Annotated in this window: 17 protein-coding genes; 3 read left to right on the forward strand and 14 right to left on the reverse strand. The window is 66.2% G+C overall.

What is annotated here, in order from left to right; all coding sequences use genetic code 11:
- Positions 1-106 precede the first annotated feature (106 nt).
- Together FFS30_RS14420 and FFS30_RS14425 are read left to right on the forward strand one after the other, a co-directional pair.
- On the forward strand, positions 107-2,692 hold the full coding sequence (locus tag FFS30_RS14420) for a TonB-dependent receptor (protein WP_171014630.1): 2,586 nt from the start codon (positions 107-109) through the stop codon (positions 2,690-2,692).
- A gap of 63 nt (positions 2,693-2,755) precedes the next feature.
- The gene (locus tag FFS30_RS14425; RefSeq protein ID WP_137913867.1) at positions 2,756-3,472 is read left to right on the forward strand and encodes a DOPA 4,5-dioxygenase family protein; all 717 of its coding nucleotides are present in this window, start codon (positions 2,756-2,758) and stop codon (positions 3,470-3,472) included.
- Between the two features lie 28 nt (positions 3,473-3,500).
- Here the strand turns inward: FFS30_RS14425 and FFS30_RS14430 are convergent, their stop codons facing one another.
- From FFS30_RS14430 to FFS30_RS14475, 9 genes are all read right to left on the reverse strand, one after another.
- Positions 3,501-5,081: a choline dehydrogenase gene (locus FFS30_RS14430; RefSeq protein ID WP_137913868.1), complete on the reverse strand. Its 1,581-nt coding sequence runs from the start codon at positions 5,079-5,081 to the stop codon at positions 3,501-3,503.
- Between the two features lie 100 nt (positions 5,082-5,181).
- Entirely contained in the window at positions 5,182-5,658 is a 477-nt protein-coding gene (locus FFS30_RS14435; RefSeq protein WP_137913869.1) for a GNAT family N-acetyltransferase, read from the reverse strand.
- A gap of 5 nt (positions 5,659-5,663) precedes the next feature.
- Positions 5,664-6,056 carry a YciI family protein gene (locus FFS30_RS14440; protein WP_137913870.1) on the reverse strand — a complete coding sequence of 131 codons (393 nt, stop codon included), beginning with the start codon at positions 6,054-6,056 and terminating at the stop codon, positions 5,664-5,666.
- Between the two features lie 20 nt (positions 6,057-6,076).
- Positions 6,077-6,586 (reverse strand): DUF2938 domain-containing protein, encoded by a 510-nt coding sequence (locus FFS30_RS14445; RefSeq protein WP_137913871.1) that lies wholly within the window; start codon positions 6,584-6,586, stop codon positions 6,077-6,079.
- A 133-nt stretch (positions 6,587-6,719) separates the two neighbouring features.
- A complete protein-coding gene (locus FFS30_RS14450; RefSeq protein ID WP_137913872.1) occupies positions 6,720-7,115 on the reverse strand; it encodes a cytidine deaminase in 396 nt (131 codons plus the stop codon).
- A gap of 57 nt (positions 7,116-7,172) precedes the next feature.
- A complete protein-coding gene (locus FFS30_RS14455; RefSeq protein WP_137913873.1) occupies positions 7,173-9,074 on the reverse strand; it encodes a M61 family metallopeptidase in 1,902 nt (633 codons plus the stop codon).
- Positions 9,075-9,219: 145 nt separating this feature from the next.
- Positions 9,220-10,713 (reverse strand): pitrilysin family protein, encoded by a 1,494-nt coding sequence (locus tag FFS30_RS14460; protein ID WP_137913874.1) that lies wholly within the window; start codon positions 10,711-10,713, stop codon positions 9,220-9,222.
- A complete protein-coding gene (locus FFS30_RS14465; RefSeq protein ID WP_137913875.1) occupies positions 10,710-12,089 on the reverse strand; it encodes a pitrilysin family protein in 1,380 nt (459 codons plus the stop codon). Before FFS30_RS14465 ends, FFS30_RS14460 begins: the two co-directional genes overlap by 4 nt.
- 318 nt (positions 12,090-12,407) lie before the next feature.
- Positions 12,408-13,214, reverse strand: a complete 807-nt coding sequence (locus tag FFS30_RS14475; RefSeq protein WP_137913876.1) for an MOSC N-terminal beta barrel domain-containing protein — start codon at positions 13,212-13,214, stop codon at positions 12,408-12,410.
- 228 nt (positions 13,215-13,442) lie between these two features.
- Between FFS30_RS14475 and FFS30_RS14480 the strand changes: the two genes are divergently transcribed.
- A complete protein-coding gene (locus FFS30_RS14480; RefSeq protein WP_249352466.1) occupies positions 13,443-14,732 on the forward strand; it encodes an MFS transporter in 1,290 nt (429 codons plus the stop codon).
- A 12-nt stretch (positions 14,733-14,744) separates the two neighbouring features.
- Here FFS30_RS14480 and FFS30_RS14485 read toward each other — a convergent pair whose 3' ends face one another.
- The 5 genes from FFS30_RS14485 to FFS30_RS14505 all read right to left on the reverse strand — a co-directional run bounded on the left by FFS30_RS14485 (position 14,745) and on the right by FFS30_RS14505 (position 18,935).
- Entirely contained in the window at positions 14,745-15,644 is a 900-nt protein-coding gene (locus FFS30_RS14485) for an FAD:protein FMN transferase (protein ID WP_137913878.1), read from the reverse strand.
- Positions 15,645-15,815: 171 nt separating this feature from the next.
- Positions 15,816-16,997, reverse strand: coding sequence for a DUF3570 domain-containing protein (locus FFS30_RS14490; protein WP_137913879.1), 1,182 nt, complete (start codon positions 16,995-16,997; stop codon positions 15,816-15,818).
- Between the two features lie 132 nt (positions 16,998-17,129).
- Positions 17,130-17,360 (reverse strand): DUF4266 domain-containing protein, encoded by a 231-nt coding sequence (locus tag FFS30_RS14495; protein WP_137913880.1) that lies wholly within the window; start codon positions 17,358-17,360, stop codon positions 17,130-17,132.
- Positions 17,350-17,907 carry a TlpA disulfide reductase family protein gene (locus FFS30_RS23885; protein WP_171014631.1) on the reverse strand — a complete coding sequence of 186 codons (558 nt, stop codon included), beginning with the start codon at positions 17,905-17,907 and terminating at the stop codon, positions 17,350-17,352. Before FFS30_RS23885 ends, FFS30_RS14495 begins: the two co-directional genes overlap by 11 nt.
- On the reverse strand, positions 17,904-18,935 hold the full coding sequence (locus FFS30_RS14505; protein ID WP_171014632.1) for a plastocyanin/azurin family copper-binding protein: 1,032 nt from the start codon (positions 18,933-18,935) through the stop codon (positions 17,904-17,906). Before FFS30_RS14505 ends, FFS30_RS23885 begins: the two co-directional genes overlap by 4 nt.
- Positions 18,936-18,966 lie beyond the last annotated feature (31 nt).

Below are 18,966 nucleotides of genomic sequence, written 5' to 3' on the forward strand. Positions count from 1 at the left end.
GACCAAATCTATTTAGACGTCTATGCGTCCATTCTGGCAGATGGCAGCATGAGTTCATGCGCCGCGGCATCGTTCTGCGGCGACGATCTCTCTCCAGGAAAACTCGATGTCTGCCGCTCGTCCCGTTCATACGAAACCTGTTCCCCACCGAAAATCCCTGCTCAAAAAGTCCATCCCGTTTCTCGCCGCCGCCGCGGCGCTCGCCGCACGCGCCGAGGCCGCCGATGCGCCGGTCGACGTCGACGCCGATCCGGCACGCTCGGAATCCACCCTCGACACGGTTGTCGTGACCGGCACGCGCACGGCCGGGCGCACCGTGCGCCAGAGCGCGGCGCCGATCGACGTGCTCGCCGCCGGCGATCTCAAGGACACCGGCAAGACCAACCTGCTCGAAGCGCTGCGCACCCTGTTGCCGTCGTTCAACCTGCCGGGCGCGACCAATCCCGATCTCGCCAGCATCGTGCGCGGCGCGCAACTGCGCAGCCTCGATCCCTCGTACACTCTCGTGCTCGTCAACGGCAAGCGCCGCCACACCACGGCGGTGGTCAGCGGCGACGGCTTCCCCGGTTCGGTCTGGGTCGATCTCGCCCTGATTCCGGTCGCCGCGATCGACCGCGTCGAAGTGCTGCGCGACGGCGCCTCGGCGATCTACGGCTCGGACGCGATCGCCGGCGTGATCAACGTGATCCTGAAGTCCGACAACTCGGGCGGCCAGATCTCGGCCGAAACCGGCAAGACGTACAAAGGCGACGGCGGCACCGGCACCTTCCGCGGCCATCTCGCCGTGCCGCTCGGCGCCTCGGGCTTCGTCGATCTCGCGCTCGACCAGACCCATCAGTCGCTCGCGGTGCGCAACTTCGCCCTGCAGCCGAACTATCTTTCCTATCCGGCGATCGACGCGAACGGCAATCCGGTCAAGCTCGGCCCGAACAATTCGCTGCCCGCGGGGGCACAGCCGAATCCGAAAGAGGCGACGCGCGATCCGAATCCGTGGCGCAACAGCGGCATCCCGCCGTACACGACGACGGCGTTTTCGGCGAACGCGGGCTACGGTTTCAACGACACGCTGTCCGCTTACGGTTTCGTTACCTACGCGCACCGCGATGCGCGCTCGCCGCAGAACTTCCGCCTGCCCGCGGCGATCTTCGCCAACAACCCGGGCCTGCTCTCGATCTACCCGAACGGTTTCACGCCTGAAGAGGCGACGAACGAGGAAGACTACTCGGCGACCGGCGGCATCAAGGGCGAAGTCGCGGGCTGGCAATGGGACGCGAGCGTCACCGCGGGCCGCGACCGCCTCGACATCTACACGCAGAAGTCGGCGAACTATTCGCTGAACTATCCGGGCGGGCCGCTGAATTTCTACGACGGCGCGCTGATCTACGGCCAGGAACTCGCCAATCTCGATCTCAAGCGCTCATTCGACACCGGCTGGTTCGCCGCGCCGGTCGATCTCGCCGTCGGTGGCGAGTTCCAGCACGAGCACTACCAGTCGAAGGCCGGCTCGGTGTCATCGTGGATCGGTACGGGCGCGTCCTCGCTCGTCGGCATCCTGCCCGTGGACACGGTCGATACCACGCGCAATTCGCGCGCGGTCTACGCAGGCGCCTCGACCAATCTGCTGCCGCACTGGTTCGTCGACGTCGCCGCGCGCTACGAAGACCACTCGGATTTCGGCTCGGTCTCGACCGGACGACTGACTACGCGCTACGAACTCGGCGACGCGTTCGCCGTGCGCGCGACGATCAGCAACGGTTTCCACGCGCCGGCGCTCGCCACCCAGTCGTACTCGAATACGCTCGACATGTTCGGCGTGACGCGCCGCTTCGCGCCGCCGACTTCGGCGCCCGCGCGCGCGCTCGGCGCCTCGCCGCTGCAGCCGGAGAAATCGCGCAACTACTCGCTCGGCTTCACCGCCGATCCGCTGCCGTGGCTGCACGCGGCGGTCGATGCGTATCAGATCGACGTGGACAATCGTCTCGGCGCTTCGTCGTCGATCGGCTTCGACACGCGCGGCGCGTATCCGATCGATGCGAGCGGCACGCAGTTGACCGCGGCCCAGCTTGCATCGATCAATGCGCTGCTGACCAAGGCCGGCGTGGTGCCGAATGGCCCTGCGTATTTCGTCAACTACTTCGTCAACGCCGGTGACACGCGCACGCGCGGCGTCGACGTGACGCTCGAAGCGACGACGAAGACGCAGGATATCGGCCGCTTCCGCTGGACCCTCGCAGCGAACTTCAACACGACGAGTCTGACCAGCGTCGCGCCGATTCCGGCCGCGCTGCAGGGTCTGCCGAACATCACCCTGCTCAACAAGTCGGCGATCTATGACCTGATCTACCGCGCGCCGCGGCAGAAGGTGATCGGCGGCGTGCACTGGGATCTCGACGGCTGGAGCGCCGATCTGCGCGGCACCTGGTACGGCCGCCTGCGCCGCCTCGGCGCGGGCAACGTCGATTACTACCAGCCGAGCGCCTTCGTCGCCGATCTCTCGCTCGCGCGCGATTTCGGCAACGGTATCAGCGTCGCGCTCGGCGCGAACAATCTGTTCGACCGCGACGCGGCGCGCGTGCCCGACTACGCGCGCTCGGCGACGTCGAAGGCGCAATACGTCGGCGCCTGGGACAACAGCGGCCCGATCGGGCTCGGCGGCGGCTACTACTACGGCCGCGTTTCTTATTCGTTCTGACCCCGATTGGGGCGTGGATGGAGCAGGGACGCTCCGCTTTTTCGATTGCAACCGGAGTACCCGATGAAACCTGAAAACGACGATACCGATGCCGCCGCCGTCGACCGGCACTGGGCGGAACTGCTCGCGCCGTCGCGGCGCAAATTGCTGGTCAACACCGGCCTGGTCGCCGCGGGGTTCGCCGCGGCGGGACTGTCCGCTGCGGCGCGCGGCACGAACCAGACCGCTACGGCTGCGACGACCGCGGCCGTGAAGCCGCCGCATCACGAGGCAGGCAAGAGTCCGTGGGGCTACGAGACCTACAAGCAGGCGACGCCGCGCCCGCCGAGCGTGCGGCCCGGCGAGAAGACGCTGCCGACCAAGCCGCGCGCCTACACCGACATCAAGAGCTATCACGCGCACATCTATTTCGACGAGGACAGCTACGAGAAGGCCGCGCTGCTGCGCAAATGGTCGGCCGAGCGCTTCCACGTCGAACTCGGCGACTGGAATCTGGAGCCGCGCGGCCCGCACGTCACGCCGTCGTTCTATTTCGGCTTTGCCAACGACTTGCTGCCGATCGTCGTGCCTTGGCTGCAGCTCAACAGTCTCGGCCTGACGATACTGCTGCATCCGAACACGGCCGATCCGCGTGCAGACCACTTGTACTACGCGCTTTGGGTCAACCGCAGCCAGCCGGTCAACGGCTACGGTCTGCCGAGTCCGCAGGCAGGCAAGCCGCCGCCGGAGATCGAACAAATTTATCCGAACACGCAGCCGAACGTGACGATCGAGACCTAAGCGCGCACGCGGCGCGATGGCGCGCGCGCTACGCGGACTTGATCAGGTCCGCGGCCTGTTCCGCGATCATGATCGTCGGTGCATTGGTGTTGCCGCCGATCAGGTTCGGCATGACCGAAGCGTCGACCACGCGCAACGCTTCGATGCCGCGCACGCGCAACTCGGCGTCGACCACGGCATCCTCGCCGCTGCCCATGCGGCAGGTGCCGACCGGGTGATAGATCGTCTCGGCCTTGCTGCGCACGAAGGCTTCGAGGTCGGCGTCGCTGACGGCCGCGGCGCCCGGAAAGATTTCACTGCCGCGGTAGGCGTCGAACGGCGCGGCGGCGAAGATGTCGCGCGAGATCTTCGCCGCTTCGATCATCACCGCGAGGTCGAAGCCGTCGGCGTCGGAAAGATAATTTGGCCGGATCGCCGCGGGCACGCCCGGGTTCGCCGAGTGCAGGCGGATCGTGCCGCGGCTGCGCGGGCGCAGGAAGCAGGCGTGCACGGTATAGCCGTGGCCGGGCAGACGGTTGCGGCCGTGATCGTCGAGCATCGCCGGCACGAAGTGGAATTGCACGTCGCAGTTCGCGTCGGTTGCGAGGCGCGTGCGCACGAAGCCGCCGGCCTCGGCGATGTTCGAGGTGCCCGGGCCCTTGCGCCGGGTCAGGTATTGCCAGGCCACCGCCGCGTCGCTGAGTTTGTCGTAGGTGATCGGGCGCGTGCTGTGCTGCAGGGTGCACACGTCGAGATGATCCTGCAGGTTGCCGCCGACGCCGGCGAGGTCGTGCGCGACCGCGATGCCGTGATCGCGCAGATGATCAGCCGGGCCGATGCCGGACAGCATCAGCAATTGCGGCGAATTGATCGCGCCGCCGCAGAGGATCACTTCGCCGCCTTCGGCGCGGGTCAGGCGGCCGTGGTGGCGGTAATCGACACCGACCGCGCGCGCGCCCGAGAGCAGCACGCGTTCGGTTGCCGCACGCGTGAGCACGGCCAGGTTCGGGCGTGCGCGCGCGGGCTTGAGAAAGGCCGCGGCGGTCGAGGCGCGCACGCCGTTTTTCTGCGTGACCTGGTAATAGCCGAAACCGGCTTGTTCGGCGGCGTTGAAATCGTCGTTGCGCGCGTGGCCCGCGGCGACGGCGGCGTCGATGAAGGCCTGCGAAAGTTCGTTGTGGTAGAGCAGATCCGACACACTGAGCGCGCCGCCCGTGCCGTGCCATTCGTTCGCACCGCGCACGTTGTTCTCCGAGCGCTTGAACACCGGCAGCGCGTTGCGCCAGGCCCAGCGTTCGTTGCCGGCGGCTTGCGCCCAGGCGTCGTAGTCGCTCGCGACACCGCGGATGTAGCACATCGCATTGATCGAACTGGACCCGCCGAGCACGCGCCCGCGCGGCCACCACAGGCGGCGGTTGCCGAGTGTGGGTTCCGGCTCGGTCGTGTAGTTCCAGTTGATGCCTTTGCGGCCGATCAGCTTGGCGATGCCGGCCGGCATGTGGATGAAGGGGTTCCAGTCGGGCGGTCCGGCTTCGAGCAGGAGTATGCGGCGGTTCGGGTTCTCGCTCAGGCGGTTGGCGAGGACGCAGCCGGCCGAGCCGGCGCCGACGATGATGGTGTCGTAGCTCACGCATTTCCTCCTTGCAGACTCGGGGGCAAAGCTACGCGAGCATAGGATGCGGTTCTAGAACAATTGCACCAAAGCCGTTGCAGAACTTGGCTCGGGTCGGTCATGGCGCCGGTGCGGCGAGTTCCTTGACCATGTGCAGTGCGGTTTCGGCACCCTGGTAGTAGTGCGGCGTCGCGGCGACCTGCTCGAAACCGACGCGCTCGTAGAACGCGCGCGCGGCCGCGTTGGACGCACGCAGCTCGACCTGCGCGTCGGCGATGCCGGCGGTGCGCAGCGTCGTCTCCAGCCAATTCCACAGCGCCGTGGCGATGCCGCGGCGGCGGCGGTCCGGCGCGACCGCGAACAGCAGCAGATGCGCGTGTTCGTCGGCGTAGCTCATCAATGCGAAACCGACGATGCGCCCGCTGTCGCGCGCGACGATCACGTTGCTGCACACGTCGGCGATGCAGCGGCGCACGCGCGCCGGCGTCCACGCCCAGCGCAGGCCGTTTTCGATCTCGTCGCGCGAGAGCAGGGCGATCGCCTCGGCATCCGCGGCGACGGCAAGATCGATCTGCGGGGCGGCGATCTGCGCCATCGCGGCTAGCCGGCGGCGGGAGTTTCCGCGGTGATCGCGAACGCGTCGCACTGCTCCGGATCGAGCTGGCGCACTTCGTTGGCGAGGCCGTAAGCGAGGCAGGGATTCTGCGCGAGCAGTTGTGCCGCCTCCTCCAGGCTGTGCGCGCTGACGAACCAGTAACCGCCGACCACTTCCTTCGCTTCGGAATACGGGCCATCGACTGCGCCGCGGCGCGAGACGAGCTTGCCTTCCTTCATGAGCCGCGAGCCGCGGCGCATCTTGCCCTCGGCGACGAGTTGCTCGTGCCAGACGTAGAACTCGTCGATCGCGCGCTGGATGTCTTCCTTCGACGCGGAGGCGTCCCAGTGGCCGCGCGAGATGACGAGGTATTCAGACAGCGGAGCTTTGGCGTTCATGGCAATACTCGGTCAAAGGATCAGGCGGAGGTATTGAGCAGGAAACTCAGGGCCCAGGCCGAAATATACAGGCCGAGACCGAACACGGCATGGTTCATCAGGCTGCGCAGTCGCGCCACGGTCGGATTGGGCGTCTTCGCCGCGGCGACGCCGAGGCCGAACGACGGCTGCATGATGAAGAACGGAATCGCGACCGTGACCACGCCGAAAATCAGCGCGGGCAGCAGGGTCGGCTCGCGCAGCCAGGCCGGCGATACGACGAGCACGAGAGCGAGCGCGAAGACGACGCCGAGCGCATAGTGCGCGATCCAGCCGATCATGCACTCGGCCGATTTGGCCGGCGTCTTGGCGATGCTGGCGTGGGTGAATACGCCCTCGGGCATATAGCGCAGCCAGCGTCCGACCAGACAGAAATTGAGCGACGCGGTATGGAAGGCGCGGCGCAGGAACACGGCCCACAAGTCCATGAGCAGGGTTGCGCCGAGTCCGACGGCGATGGCGGGAAGAAGACTGCTGCCTGCGATATTCATGCTGAGGTCTCGGCGAATGATCCGTGTTCGTGGGACTAGTCGACGTTGAGACGGGTGCAGCGAATCCCAAGCGCCGAATTGAAGACAGATTGACGCATCCCGAGCATAGCCCAAGTGGCCGTCGCGTGAGCGCCTACGCGAGCCAATACTCGGGCAGCAGTTCGCGCAGAGTGACCTCGCGATCCGGGGCGAGGATCACCTTGCAATCGAGATTGTGCGCATCGACCTGGGCGATCGTTTCGCGGCAGCGCCCGCACGGCGGCATGATCGTTTCGCCGCCGACCGCGACGACCGCTTCGATGCGTGTTTCGCGCTGTTCGAGCATCTTCGCGACCGCGGCGACCTCGGCGCAGAATCCGAGCCCGCAGGAGAGATCGAGGCAGATGCCGGTATAGATATTGCCCTGCGAGGTGCGAATGGCGGCGCCGACGCCGCCCGCGGCCAGACCCTCCTCGCGCAGCTTGAACTCGCCGACCACCGCGCGTGCGGCGGCGATCAGCTCGGATCGATCAGACTTGGTCTGGATCATAAAGGCCACCTCGACAGATGCGCGGACAGAGTTTGCGACTCTGTCCGTGCGTTTGCATCACTTCGGCGCAAAGATCGCGCCGAGCCGGTCGACCGTGCCCGGGATGCGTTCGAGGTGCGGATACTTCGCGCCGTCGCGGTAGTCGACGCGGAAGGTCTTGTACAGCTCGCCGTTCTTCACCAGCAGTTCGATCGGCGCGTGGTTGGTCTTGGCGTCGTTGAGCGCCTCGACGAGACGCTCGGACTTGTACTCGCGCCCGTTGACCGCGACGAGGGTGCCCCCCGGTGAAATGCCGGCCTTGAACGCCGGGCCGTTCCAGCGCACGTCGGAAATCTTGCTGCCTTCGCTGGCGATCATGAGGCCGATCGACGCGGCGAAGTTGCTCATCTTGCCGAGGCTTTCGGCGTGCTTCTGGTATTCGCTCGGCTTGTCGGTGTAGACCAGCTTCCAGCCCGCCGCGGCGAGTCCGTCGAGCGGCGGTGCGTTGGCGTCGACGCGTTCGCGCAGGAACTTGGCCCAGTCGTACGGCGCGATCGCGTTGAGCGCCGCGACGATGTCGTCGAAGGTATAGGTCTTCACCTTCCAACTGCCGTCATCGACGCCGAAGAAGGCGTGGGCGAAATCGTCGAGCGATTTCTTCTCGCGCGTCAATTCACGCAGCTTGGTGTCGGCGGCGAGCCAGATCAGGTTGCCGGCGCTGTAGTAGTCCTCGCTCATCTGGTAGCTGCGATACGGCAGCGGGCGGCGCTGGGCGATGACGGGATCGTTGGTCGTGTCCTGCACGTTGCGCCAGGAGAAGCCGGGACGGTTGTCGGCGTAATTCGCAGCGACCATCGCGAGCGCGTCGCGCGCCTGTTCGGCGTTCCACAGGCCAGAGCGCGCGGCGAGCACGTAGCCCCAGTACTGCGTCTGGCCTTCGTAAACCCAGAGCAGCTCGTTGCCGAGCGGCACGTTGAAGTTCGGCGCGGTCTGCGCGGCGTCGCGGCGAAACTTGCCGTTCCACGAATGCGTGTACTCGTGCGGCAGCAGGTCGCGGTGCGCGGCCTGGCGGTTCCACTCGGTGAAATATTCCGGACTGACGCCGTTCTCGCTCGAACGATGATGTTCGGTGCCGTTGCCGGACATCTTGTTCGACAGCGACAGCAGGAAATCGTAGTGATCGTAATGCTGCGAGCCGTACAGCTTCAGCGCCTGCTGCACCAGCGACTGGTGCGCCTTGAGCTGGTCCGGCTTGATTTCGAGATACTCGGGTGCATCGGCGACGATGTTGAGGCGCACCGGCACCTTCGCGCCGGGCGCGAGGTCGACGCGCTTGAAGTGGCGGCCGGCGTAGATCGGCGAATCGAGCAGGGTGCTGAAGTCGACCTGCTTGAAACGGACGCGGCCGTCGGCGTCGGCGGCCGCGTCGACGTCGAGCGCCGAACCGAATTTCCAATCTTTCGGCAGGGTCACGCTCGGCGCGATCTCGACGCGGCTCGCGTCGTGCCCGGCGGGATACAGCGCGACCGTGTACCACTGCAGGTTGAGCATGTCCGGCGTCATCACGTAGCGGCCCTGGCCGGTATCGACGGCGGAAAGAAAATCGAACTCGACCGACAGCGCGCTCGCGCCTTCGGGCACGTCGAGATGGAAGGCGTACATGTTCACCGCGTCGCGCTGCCACGCAACCGGCTTGCCGTTCGCGCTGATGGTCAAGCCGGCGAGCTTGTCGATCGGTCCGCTCGGCGAGTGCGCGGCCGGCAGCCACTGCGGATAGAGCAAGGTCAGCGGGCCGGGCTTGGCCGGGATTTCTTCGCGCACGTGGAAGATGCGGTGATCGAGATCGGTCGCATCGACGTGCAGCTTGAGCACGCCCGGATAGGCCACGTCCGCGGGCGCGGGAATCGGCGGGTTGGAAACCGCCGTCGCGTGGACGGCGGAAGAAAGAGCGAGGGCGACGGCGAGCGCGAGTGCTTTCATGGATTCCCCGGTGTTGCGAAAGGTCTTTTGTTGGTCATCCCGGCGCCGGCCGGGATTCCGGCGCCTTTGCTTTTTTTGCCTATGCAAGCGAAACAAAGAGGCGCGAAATCCCGGCTTGTGCCGGAATGACGGAGTGATGGGAGCTTCAGTTTTTCGATGCGGCCTTCGGTGTCGCGGCGGCCTTCAAGTCCGCGCTGTCGAAATCGATCTTCGTCGCCTCGAAGCGCGCGCTCTTTGGATAAACCTTGGCGAGCGCGTCGGCGAACTGCTTGGCGTCGCCCGCGACGATCAGCGAGGCGCCGTCGCGGCCGAGGTGCGTGCGCGCGAAGGTCTGCACCTGCGCTGGCGTCACCGCCTGCACCTTGTCGAGCCAGGCGCCGAGTTCGCTCAGCGGCAGACCGTACAGGGCGAAGCCGGCGACGCGGCCGGCGAGGCTGCTCGTCGTTTCGAGGCTGAAGGCGTAGTTGCCCGACAGCGTCGCCTTGCGCGCGGCGAATTCGTCGGCCGGCACTTCGCTCGCACCGAGGCGGTCGAGTTCGCCGAACATCAGGCCGGCCACTTCGGTCGCCGACGGATTCTTCGTCTGCGCGCTGGCGACGAAAGCGCCGCCGTGGCGCAGTGTGGCAAGCGACGAGTTGGCGCCGTAGGAGAGGCCGCGCTTGATGCGGATTTCCTGATTGAGACGCGAGGAATAGCCGCCGCCGAGCACCGCATTGGCGACGATGCCCGGATAGTAGTCGGCAGCTTCGCGCGCGATGCCCGCATGCGCGACCGTCACCGCGGCCTGGCCGGTGCCCGGCAGATCGACGACGACGGTAGCCGGCAGATTCGATTTGCCGCCGGCCGGCGCCGCGTTCGGCAACGGCGTCGCCGGATTCTTCCAGGCGCCGAATGCCGATTCGGCGAGGCGGGCTGCCTGGTCGAGATCGATGTCGCCGGCGAACACGAGCAGGGCGTTGTCCGGGCGATAGTACGTATCGTGCAGGCGCACGATGTCGTCGCGGCGGATGCGCGGCAGCGCCGACACCGTGCCGCCGGCCGGATGCGCGTAGGCGCCGTCGCCGTACACAGCGCGGCGCGCGACGAGTGCGGCGAGGCCCTGCGGCTCGGACAGTTCGAGCTGCAGATTGTCGAGCGACTGTTTGCGCAGGCGGTCGATTTCGTCCTGGGCGAATTTCGGATGCAGGGTCACGTCGGCAAGCAGATCGAGCGCGGCGCCGAGCTTGGGCGTGGTCACCGTGATCGCGGCCGAAGACGAGTCCCAGCCCGCGCCGGTGTTGATGCTGCCGCCGAGCGAGTCGGCCGCCTCGGCGATCTGCGGCGCGCTGCGCGTGGCCGTGCCCTTGTCGAGCAGGCCGGCGGTCATTGCGGCGAGGCCCGCGAGTTGCGGCGGATCGACTTCGGCGCCCGAGCGCAGGTACAGCGTCGTCGTGACGAGCGGCGTCGCGCGGCGCGTGGCGACGACGACCTTGAGGCCGTTGGCGAGCGTCTTCTCGGCCGTCGGCGGGATGTTCGCTTTGCGCGCGGGGCCGGGATCGGGTAGCGCGTCGGACGCGTGCAGGCTCACGCTGCACGCAGCGAGCATGGCGAAAAGTATATTTCTGGAGAAATGCGAAAATTTGATGTTCGCGGCGCTCATGACTTGGCTCCCTTCGCTTCCGGCTTCTTCGGCGCGGCGTCTTTCGCCTTCGCCTCCTGCGTATAGACGATGGCGACGCGGTGCGCGTCGAGCACGTATTTCTTCAACACGCGCTGCACGTCGGCCGCGGTCACGGCCTGGAGGCGGACCAAGTCTTCGTTTGCCGCGGCCGCATCGCCCTTGAGCAGCACCGCCTCGCCGATCGCGAAAGCCTTGCCTTCGGCGGTCTGGCGCCGGGTCAGCGCCTGGGTGAGCAGCTTGGTCTTGACCTTGTCGAGTTCGGCGTCGGCGATCGGCTTAGTCGCGGTGTCGCCGATCACGGCGAGCAGGGCCTTCTCGGCTTCCTCGGGCTTGTGCCCGCTGGCGAGAACGGCGAAGGCGTAGACCAGACTGTTGTCGGCGCCGCTGGTGCTGCCGAACTCGGCTTCCTGCGCGATCTGGTCGCGGTACACGAGCGCCTGATTGAGGCGCGAGGATTCGCCGTTGCTGAGCAGCGACGCGGCGACGGCGAGTGCGGCGGTGTCGGGGCTCTTCTCGGGCGGTGCGAGCCAAGACAGCACGACGGCGGGCAAAGGCACGTTGGGGCCGTGTTCGTCGTAGCGGCGATCCTTGTCCCAGGTCGGCTCGACCGCGGTGACGCGCGGAATCGGCGCGGCCGGCTTCTGCAGCGCGCCGAAATACTGATCGACCCACTTGTCGAGTTCGGCCGGATCGAAGTCGCCGGCGACGATCAGCGTGGCGTAGTCGGGGCGATAGTAGGTCTTGTGGAAATCGATCACGTCTTGCAGCTTCGCCGCTTCGAGATCCTCGATGCTGCCGATGCCGGGGCGCTTGTACGGATGCACGAGGTAGGAATCTTTCGCGATCGCGTTGAACAGGCGGCCGTAGGGCTGGGCGAGGACGCGCTGGCGCAGCTCTTCTTCGACCACGGCGCGCTCGGATTTGAAGTTGGCTTCGTCGACGGTGAGGTTGGCCATGCGCTCGGCCTCGGCCCAGAGCAGACGCTGCAGATGGTTCGATGGCACCGCCTCGAAATAATTGGTGTAGTCGTCCGCGGTCGAGGCGTTGTTGTGGCCGCCGACGTCTTCGGTCAGGCGGTCGAACTGCTCGGCCTTCATGTTCTTCGTGCTCTTGAACATCAAGTGCTCGAACAAATGGGCGAAGCCGCTGCGACCCTGCGGATCGTCCTTCGAGCCGACGTGATACCAGACCTGCACGGCGACGGTCGGACTGGTGTGGTCCTCGACGGCGATCACCTGCAGGCCGTTGGCGAGCGTGCGCTCCTTGTAGGCGATCTTCGGGATGGCGAGGTCGGCGGCGAACGCGGCGACGCTGGCGCCCGCGGTGAAAAGGCATGCGATGAGACGTACGCGCATGGCGGTCTTCCGTGGGATGGGCTGGGCAGAATAACAAGGCCGGCAAGCGGGCTTGTAGGCCGAAAGTCATGCTTTTGCTCGTCATTCCGGCAGGGATTGCCGGAATCCAGACTGCATGGGCGCCAACGATCAATCGACTACGGCAAGACTGCGGTGCTGGTAGACCGCGTGATCAGGTGGGATGTCACACCGATATAAAGCGTGCCATTTCGTTCGCCGGAAAGAATGTAAACGCTCGGCTGCTTTTCTATGCCCCTTTCCCATTCGACATCCGTGTAGCCTGGGTTCCGGCAATCCATGCCGGAACGACGTGCTGTCTCACGTCACTACTTCGACCGCATCGCCGACGCGCACCGTGCCGAGCCCGCGCGGAATCAGGTTCTGCCCGAAGGTCACGCCTTTTTCGCCGCGGCGATAGCCGATCAGGGTGCGCAGCGGCTCGCCCGAGGGATCGCGTTCGCCGCGCTCGAAGTCGACCGTAGTGAACACGCAGCGCGTGCACGGCTTGACCACGTCGAACTCGACTTCGCCGACGCGGATGCGCTTCCAGCCGTCCTCCGCGTGCGGTTCGGTGCCGGCGACGACGAGGTTGGGGCGGAAGCGCAGTATCGGCACCGGCTTGGCGAGCTTGGAGTTGAGCAGGTCAAGCGCGGCCTGCGAAATCAACAGCAGCGGAAAGCCGTCGGCGAGGCTGACCTCGTCGCCCGCCGCGGCGTACTTCGCGTCCACCGCGCGGATGCATTCGCGGTCCATGTGCAGCAGGCGCGTCGGTGCGCCGATGAAGGTCGTCAGCCAGGCGTTGCTGGTCTCGTCGGCGAGCAGCGGCGAGACGGGACTGTCCCATACCGAGGTGGCAACGCGCTCGCCGTACGCGTCCGGTACGGGCACGCGCAGGCCGGAGGTGCCGGGCGCGTCGAGGTGCAGCGATCCGTCCGCGTTCGGCAGCGCGCGGATCAGAGTCAGACGCGCATGCTCGCGTCCGGTCAGCATCTTGCTGTCGGCGTCGACTGCCATCCAACGGCGGTCGCGCGCGAGTCCGCGCGTTTCCACCGTCGAGGATTGCAGCGTCAGCGGCGCGCACGACTTGAGCGGATAGATATGAATCGAAGCGAGCGAGAATGTCATCGATGCAATGAACGGCGGACGCGGGGAAATGCACAGGCTTCCCTTCTCCCGACGCAGGAAGACGACGCGCAGCGCCGGCGGCGGAAAGGGCAGGGCGGATCACAAATGCCGGCGCAAATTGTAGCGCCTTTCCCGCCTCCGCCTTGAGGCGCTGTGGGCGAAGAGAAACGCGAAGCGTGACATTTAGCCGTGCTACGCTTCGCCGCCCGTCCACGCGAAAACCTGTCCTTGGCCGAACAGACCGACAAAGTCGCTGCCGACCATGTTTCATTCACCGGCGTAAAACGCCATGAATGGCCGGCGCTGATCATCGCCTTCGTCTATTTCTTTCTCGTACTCGCCGCGTACTACGTATTGCGGCCCGTGCGCGAGCAGCTCGCCGCGGCGAGCGGATCGCAGGTGTTGTTCCAGTTCTATCTGACGACCTTCGTCGTCACCCTGATTCTGACGCCGGTCTACGGCTGGCTGATCGCGCGCTTTCCACGCAAGCGCTTCGTGCCTTTCGTCTATCTGTTCTTCATCGGCTGCCTGTTTGCGTTCATCCCGGCCTTCGAGGCGCAGGGCCAGCTCAATCCGCGCGTGCTCGGCCAAGTGTTCTTCGTCTGGCTCAGCGTGTTCAATCTGTTCGTCGTCGCGGTGTTCTGGAGTTTCATCGCCGACATCTTCAGCGTCGAGCAGTCGCACCGGTTGTTCGGCATCATCGCGTTCGGCGGCGCGCTCGGCGCGATCGCGGGTCCGCTGCTGACCAAGTGGCTCGTGCATCAGATCGGCATCGGCCCGCTGCTCGGCGTTGCCGCCTGCATGCTGCTCGCCGCGGTGGGCTGCATCTTCGCCCTGGTCGGCTGGTCGCGGCGGCATCCGGTCGCGCAGGACACGCAGCGCAACGAGGCCGTCATCGGCGGCGGATTCTGGGCCGGCGCCAAGCTCGTGTTCGCCTCGCCTTTCCTGCGCCGCGTCGCCATCCTGATGCTGCTCGGCGACTGCGTCGGCACGGTGCTCTATAACCTGCAAACCGACATCGGCCACCAGTACTACAAGGACGGCGCGGCGCGCACCGATTTCTACGCGAGCATCGATCTGTCGGTCAACGTGTTGATGGCCGTCCTGCAGATCGTGGTGACCCGCGCCGTGCTGACACGGTTCGGGCCGGTTCCGGCGCTCACGGGTACCGAGATCGTCAAGGCGCTGACCCTGATCACCCTGGCTTTCCTCGGCCAGCCTGCGGCCGTCGCCGCGGCAATGATCGTCACGCGCGGCGGTGCCTACGGTGTCGAGAAGCCGGCGACGGACAGCTTGTACACGCGCGTCGACCGCGAGACCCGCTACAAGGCCAAGGGCTTCGTCGACACCGCCGTATGGCGTTTCGGCGACGTGGCGGTCGTCGGCATCATCACGGTGTTGCGCGATTTCGGCATGACCACGTCGGGTTTCGCGAGCCTGTCGGCGCTTGCCGCGATCTGCGCGGCGTACATCGCTTGGCGCCTGAGATCGACGCCGGAACTGCGCGATCCGGTCTGAGCCGCAAACGACTCAGATTGCGCGGCTGCCGCCTGCACGGCCGTCGGCATCGATAGTGAGATAGGGCAGGCCGAGTTCGCGCAGATAGCGGCCGCCGCGCTCGACGCCGAACAGCATGGCCAAGGTCGATGCGGCGCCGGCGACCAGGCACGAGTCGGCGAGCACGCTGACGCTGGCGAAACTTTCGACCGGATAGCCGCTGGTCGGATCGACGATGTGCGAATAACGCTTGCCGTCCACGATCATGACGCGCTCGTAATCGCCGCTCGTGGCGAGGCCGCCATGAGCGAGTTCGACGCTGGCATGCACGCGCTGCGGATTGCGTGGTGATTTGATCCCGGCAAGCCACGCACTGCCATCGGCATGCGCACCGATCACGGCGAGATCGCCGCCAAGATCGACGATGCCGTGCTGCGCGCCGTGATTGCGGCAGATTTCCGCGGCACGGTCGGCCGCGTATTCCTTCACCACGCCGCCGAGGTCGATGCGCATGCCTGTCACCGGCAGAGAGAGAAACGGGCGTCGCCAAGTCACGCGATGCCAGCCGACGTGCGCGCGTGCTGTGTCGATATCGGCGCGGGTCGGCACGCGCCCGCTCTGCAAGTCCCACAGTTTCGTCAGCGCGCCCGCGGTGATGTCGAAGCGGCCATCGCTCTGCGCATGCAGCGCCGCGGCGAAGTCGATCAGGTTTGCCGCTTCTTCGTCGAGTTCGACCGCCTGGCCGCTGCCTGCGCTCGCACAGAGTCGCGCGAGCCAGTTGTCGTCGCGGTAGTGCGAGTACTTCTCGTCGAGACGCGCGACTTCGGCCTGCGCCTTCAAAGCCGCAGCGCGCGCAATGGATTCGTCGTCTGCCTCGATCTGGATCTCGCAGGGGCTGCCCATGCTCGAAAACGCGTAGCGGAATAGGGGCATCTTGCGCTCGGAGAGAAGGCGGACACGGAGTAACACGGAAGGACACGGATAGAGCGAATTGGAACAGAGCTCCTCTGTCGATTCGCATCCTTCCATGTTAATCCGTGCCTTATCTCAGAAGCGGGGCTCTGTTTGAATTGCCCTATCCGTGTCCTTTCGTGTCCAATAATCCTAATCGAACCCGTAATCGAGCCCCGCCCACGCACGCGTAAAGTCGACGAGCGCGGGCACGGCTGCACCGCCGCCGCCGAGCGCGAGGCCCTTGGCGCTGTGATAGTGCTCGGCACCGAGGCTGAACTCCCAGCGCCCGATCGCTTTGCGCACATTGATACTTGTGGAGAATGCGCCGAATGTGCCGAGGCGGTAGTCGCCGGAATAGTAGCGCTGCCCTTCGGGGGCGATAAGGAACGGCGCATAGAAGCGCGCCTGCGATTGCCCGTACCAGCGCAGCGACGGCACCAGGCGCCAGCCGTTGCCGAGGCTTTGGTACCACGAGGCTTCCAGCGTATGCGACGTCAGGCCCCAACTGTCCTGCGCATACCGGTAGTCGAGATGCAGGGCGGCGTCGAGGCGCGCGAACGAATGCCGGTAGCGCAACAGGCCTGCGGCTTCGGTACGGCGGCCGGGGCGCTGCTCGGGCAGCACTTGATCGCCATAGGCGAACAGCTTGTACGGATCGGAAAGAAAGCCGCGTTCGAGGTTGAGCTGCACGCCGGCCTGCAGCACCGAGTCGCGGTCGAGCACCCAGGCCAGGCTGGCGAAGGCGGACGCGGTGTTCTTGGTCGCGCGTTCGATGCGGCCGTAGATGGCGGCGTCGGTCGGCCGGAGTAGATCGTGCGAGAAACTGCCGCCGTAGCCGAGCGTGGTTGCGGCGTCGAGCGGTTGGCTGTGCTCCACGCCGACGGCCGTGGCGCGATAGTCGCGCTCGGCCGAGTAGGAGGCGGTATAGGTCGTGTTCGCGCTCGTGCCGGGGCCTTGGGTCAGCGCGACCGACAGCGCACTGCGATGGTCGCGGATCGTCGCGCCGCTCAGTACCTGCACTGGTCGCCCTTTCGCATCGGGCTCGACGAACCACGGCGAGGAACCGCTCATCACCTCGTGCGTCGCGTCGAGCTTGAGTCCCCAGGCGCCGCCGTCGAGTTTCGTATCGACGTCGAGCTGTTGCGAGAGCACGCGGTAGCGCTGCGGATCGCCGATCACCGGGCCGTTGAGCGCATTTTCGTCGTACTCGGAAAAACGATAGCTCGCGCGCGTGTTCGACTCGTCGCTTTCGGCGGCCGGCGATGGCGCGGCGGGCAGCAGCGCGGCGGCGGCGGTGAGCAGGGCGGTCAGTGAGGCGGAGGAGCGGGGCATGGGTATTGAGGGTGAGTAGGAGGGCGTGTCGTTGCGGATTGCTGTGCTGGGCGGAAGGACGATGTTTTCTTAGAAGCTGGATCCCGGCTCACCGCACATCCATGTGCTGGCCGGGATGACGACATCCTGTCGTCAATTGCAGCCGCAGCCGCCGCCGGCGGCGCCGATTGCGCCGCTCGATCCCTCCTTGCTGAAGTAGGCGTGCTGCTTCATTGCGGTCTGCACCGAATCCGGGTCCCAGCGCATATCCCAGCGCGCGAGATGAGCGCGTTCCCACGGTTGCACGGGCGTCGTCGCGCAGGCACCGAGAGCGGCGCAGAAGGCGACGAGACCAACGAGGCGGGCGACTGGACTAAGGCGCATCGGCGGGCTCCTTGACGAGACGGTCGATCTCGCGCCGCAGCGTGTCGAGGTCGGCGGATTTGAATCCCTGGCCGCGCCAGCGCACGACGCCGCGGCGGTCGATCAGGTATGAGGTCGGCATGCCGATCAAGCCGTAGCTCTTCGGCACGTCGCCGGCCGGATCGAGCAGGACCGCATAGCCGACCGGATGCGCGGCGAGAAATTCCTCCGCGTCGCTGCGCGTTTCGTCGACGTTGACGGCGAGGAGGGCGAAATCCGTATGCGGCAGGCTTGCCTGCAGTTTTTCGTACTGCGGCATCGCCTCGCGGCACGGACTGCACCACGAGGCCCAGAAATCGACGAAGACGACTTTGCCGCGCACGTCGGCGAGACCGAGCTTCGCTTCCTTGCCGAGCTGCGGCAGGCGGAAGTTGGGCGCGCGTTCGCCGACCTCGACCGCAGCAGCATTGGCGATCGCGACGACCGAAGCGAGCAGCGCGGCGAAGACGCGCAGGCGAGGCCGGATCAACTCCGGCCTCGCACGGAACGGGTTGGACCGGCCGTTCAAGGGCAGCTCACTCCCTTGATTTCGGTCAGGCGGATCAGTGCCATCGAGCCGCTGGTGAAGCCCGGCACGATCGGCGCCCACTGCACGGTGGCGTTGTTGCAGTCGCTGAAGCGCATCGTCATCGTGCCCCACTTGGTCCGCACGATCTTGTTCTTGTCGAAGTTGGGCGGGAACATGCCGCCGGTGGCTTCGTACGCATCCATCGTCGCGGTGTCGCCCGCGTAGGTGCCCTGGCCGAGCAGATAGAAGTTGTTGCCGTTGTTGTCGTAGACGTACCAGAACGCGAGGAACACGTTGTTCGGCAACACCTCGACGTTGAAGCCGTGTCCGGACTGCGCGGGCAGATACCAGGCGCCGGTGATGCCGGGCACGATCGAGAACGCGGGCGGCGCGGCGTTGACGGTGAGGCTCAGCGGCAGGGTGTGGCTCAGGCTGCCCGAGGTGCCGGTGACGGTGACGGTCGACGTACCGACGGCGGCGGTCGCACTCGCATTCAGGGTCAGCACGGAAGCGGTCGCGCCGTTCGCGGCGAAGCTCGCGCTGACGCCGTCGGGCAGGCCGCTCGCCGAGAACGTGACGTTGTCGGAGAAACCGCTCATCGGCGTGATCGTGATCGAGTCGGTGACGCTGCCGCCCTGGGCGACGGTCGGACTGTTCGACTGCGCACTGAGGCCGAAGTCGGGTGCCGGCTGCGAAGCCTGCACGGTGACGCTGCCGGCCATGCCCGATCCGGGCGCGCCGTGGATCTCGCAGTGGAAGCCGAAGGTGCCGGCGGTGTTGAACGGCACCTGCAGGGTCCAGCCGTTCGTGCTGGCGCTGCCGCTCGAGAACAGGCCGGTGTCGGAGACGACGTTGTGGAATCCCCCGGCGTTGGTGAAGGTGACGGTATCGCCCGGGCTGACCGTCAGGCTCGAAGGGTGGAATCTGAGGTCGTTGCCACCGACCGATACGGCCCAGTCCTTGGCCTGCGCGAACGAAGCGCAGAGCAGCAGGAACAGGGCGAGGCAGGAAAGTTTTCTGGCAAACATGGTGCGCTCCATGATGGCGGGGGATCGAAGA

The organism is Rudaea sp. 3F27F6 (assembly GCF_005503555.1).
In the GTDB taxonomy this organism is placed as follows: Bacteria; Pseudomonadota; Gammaproteobacteria; order Xanthomonadales; family Rhodanobacteraceae; genus Rudaea.

What these genes read in the sequence shown, in the direction of transcription:
- FFS30_RS14420 (WP_171014630.1), top strand. Translation starts at nt 107, where the DNA reads ATGTCTGCCGCTCGTCCCGTTCATACGAAACCTGTTCCCCACCGAAAA.
- FFS30_RS14425 (WP_137913867.1), top strand. Translation starts at nt 2,756, where the DNA reads ATGAAACCTGAAAACGACGATACCGATGCCGCCGCCGTCGACCGGCAC.
- FFS30_RS14435 (WP_137913869.1), bottom strand. Translation starts at nt 5,658, where the DNA reads ATGGCGCAGATCGCCGCCCCGCAGATCGATCTTGCCGTCGCCGCGGAT.
- FFS30_RS14440 (WP_137913870.1), bottom strand. Translation starts at nt 6,056, where the DNA reads ATGAACGCCAAAGCTCCGCTGTCTGAATACCTCGTCATCTCGCGCGGC.
- FFS30_RS14445 (WP_137913871.1), bottom strand. Translation starts at nt 6,586, where the DNA reads ATGAATATCGCAGGCAGCAGTCTTCTTCCCGCCATCGCCGTCGGACTC.
- FFS30_RS14450 (WP_137913872.1), bottom strand. Translation starts at nt 7,115, where the DNA reads ATGATCCAGACCAAGTCTGATCGATCCGAGCTGATCGCCGCCGCACGC.
- FFS30_RS14455 (WP_137913873.1), bottom strand. Translation starts at nt 9,074, where the DNA reads ATGAAAGCACTCGCGCTCGCCGTCGCCCTCGCTCTTTCTTCCGCCGTC.
- FFS30_RS14460 (WP_137913874.1), bottom strand. Translation starts at nt 10,713, where the DNA reads ATGAGCGCCGCGAACATCAAATTTTCGCATTTCTCCAGAAATATACTT.
- FFS30_RS14465 (WP_137913875.1), bottom strand. Translation starts at nt 12,089, where the DNA reads ATGCGCGTACGTCTCATCGCATGCCTTTTCACCGCGGGCGCCAGCGTC.
- FFS30_RS14475 (WP_137913876.1), bottom strand. Translation starts at nt 13,214, where the DNA reads ATGACATTCTCGCTCGCTTCGATTCATATCTATCCGCTCAAGTCGTGC.
- FFS30_RS14485 (WP_137913878.1), bottom strand. Translation starts at nt 15,644, where the DNA reads ATGCCCCTATTCCGCTACGCGTTTTCGAGCATGGGCAGCCCCTGCGAG.
- FFS30_RS14490 (WP_137913879.1), bottom strand. Translation starts at nt 16,997, where the DNA reads ATGCCCCGCTCCTCCGCCTCACTGACCGCCCTGCTCACCGCCGCCGCC.
- FFS30_RS14495 (WP_137913880.1), bottom strand. Translation starts at nt 17,360, where the DNA reads ATGCGCCTTAGTCCAGTCGCCCGCCTCGTTGGTCTCGTCGCCTTCTGC.
- FFS30_RS14505 (WP_171014632.1), bottom strand. Translation starts at nt 18,935, where the DNA reads ATGTTTGCCAGAAAACTTTCCTGCCTCGCCCTGTTCCTGCTGCTCTGC.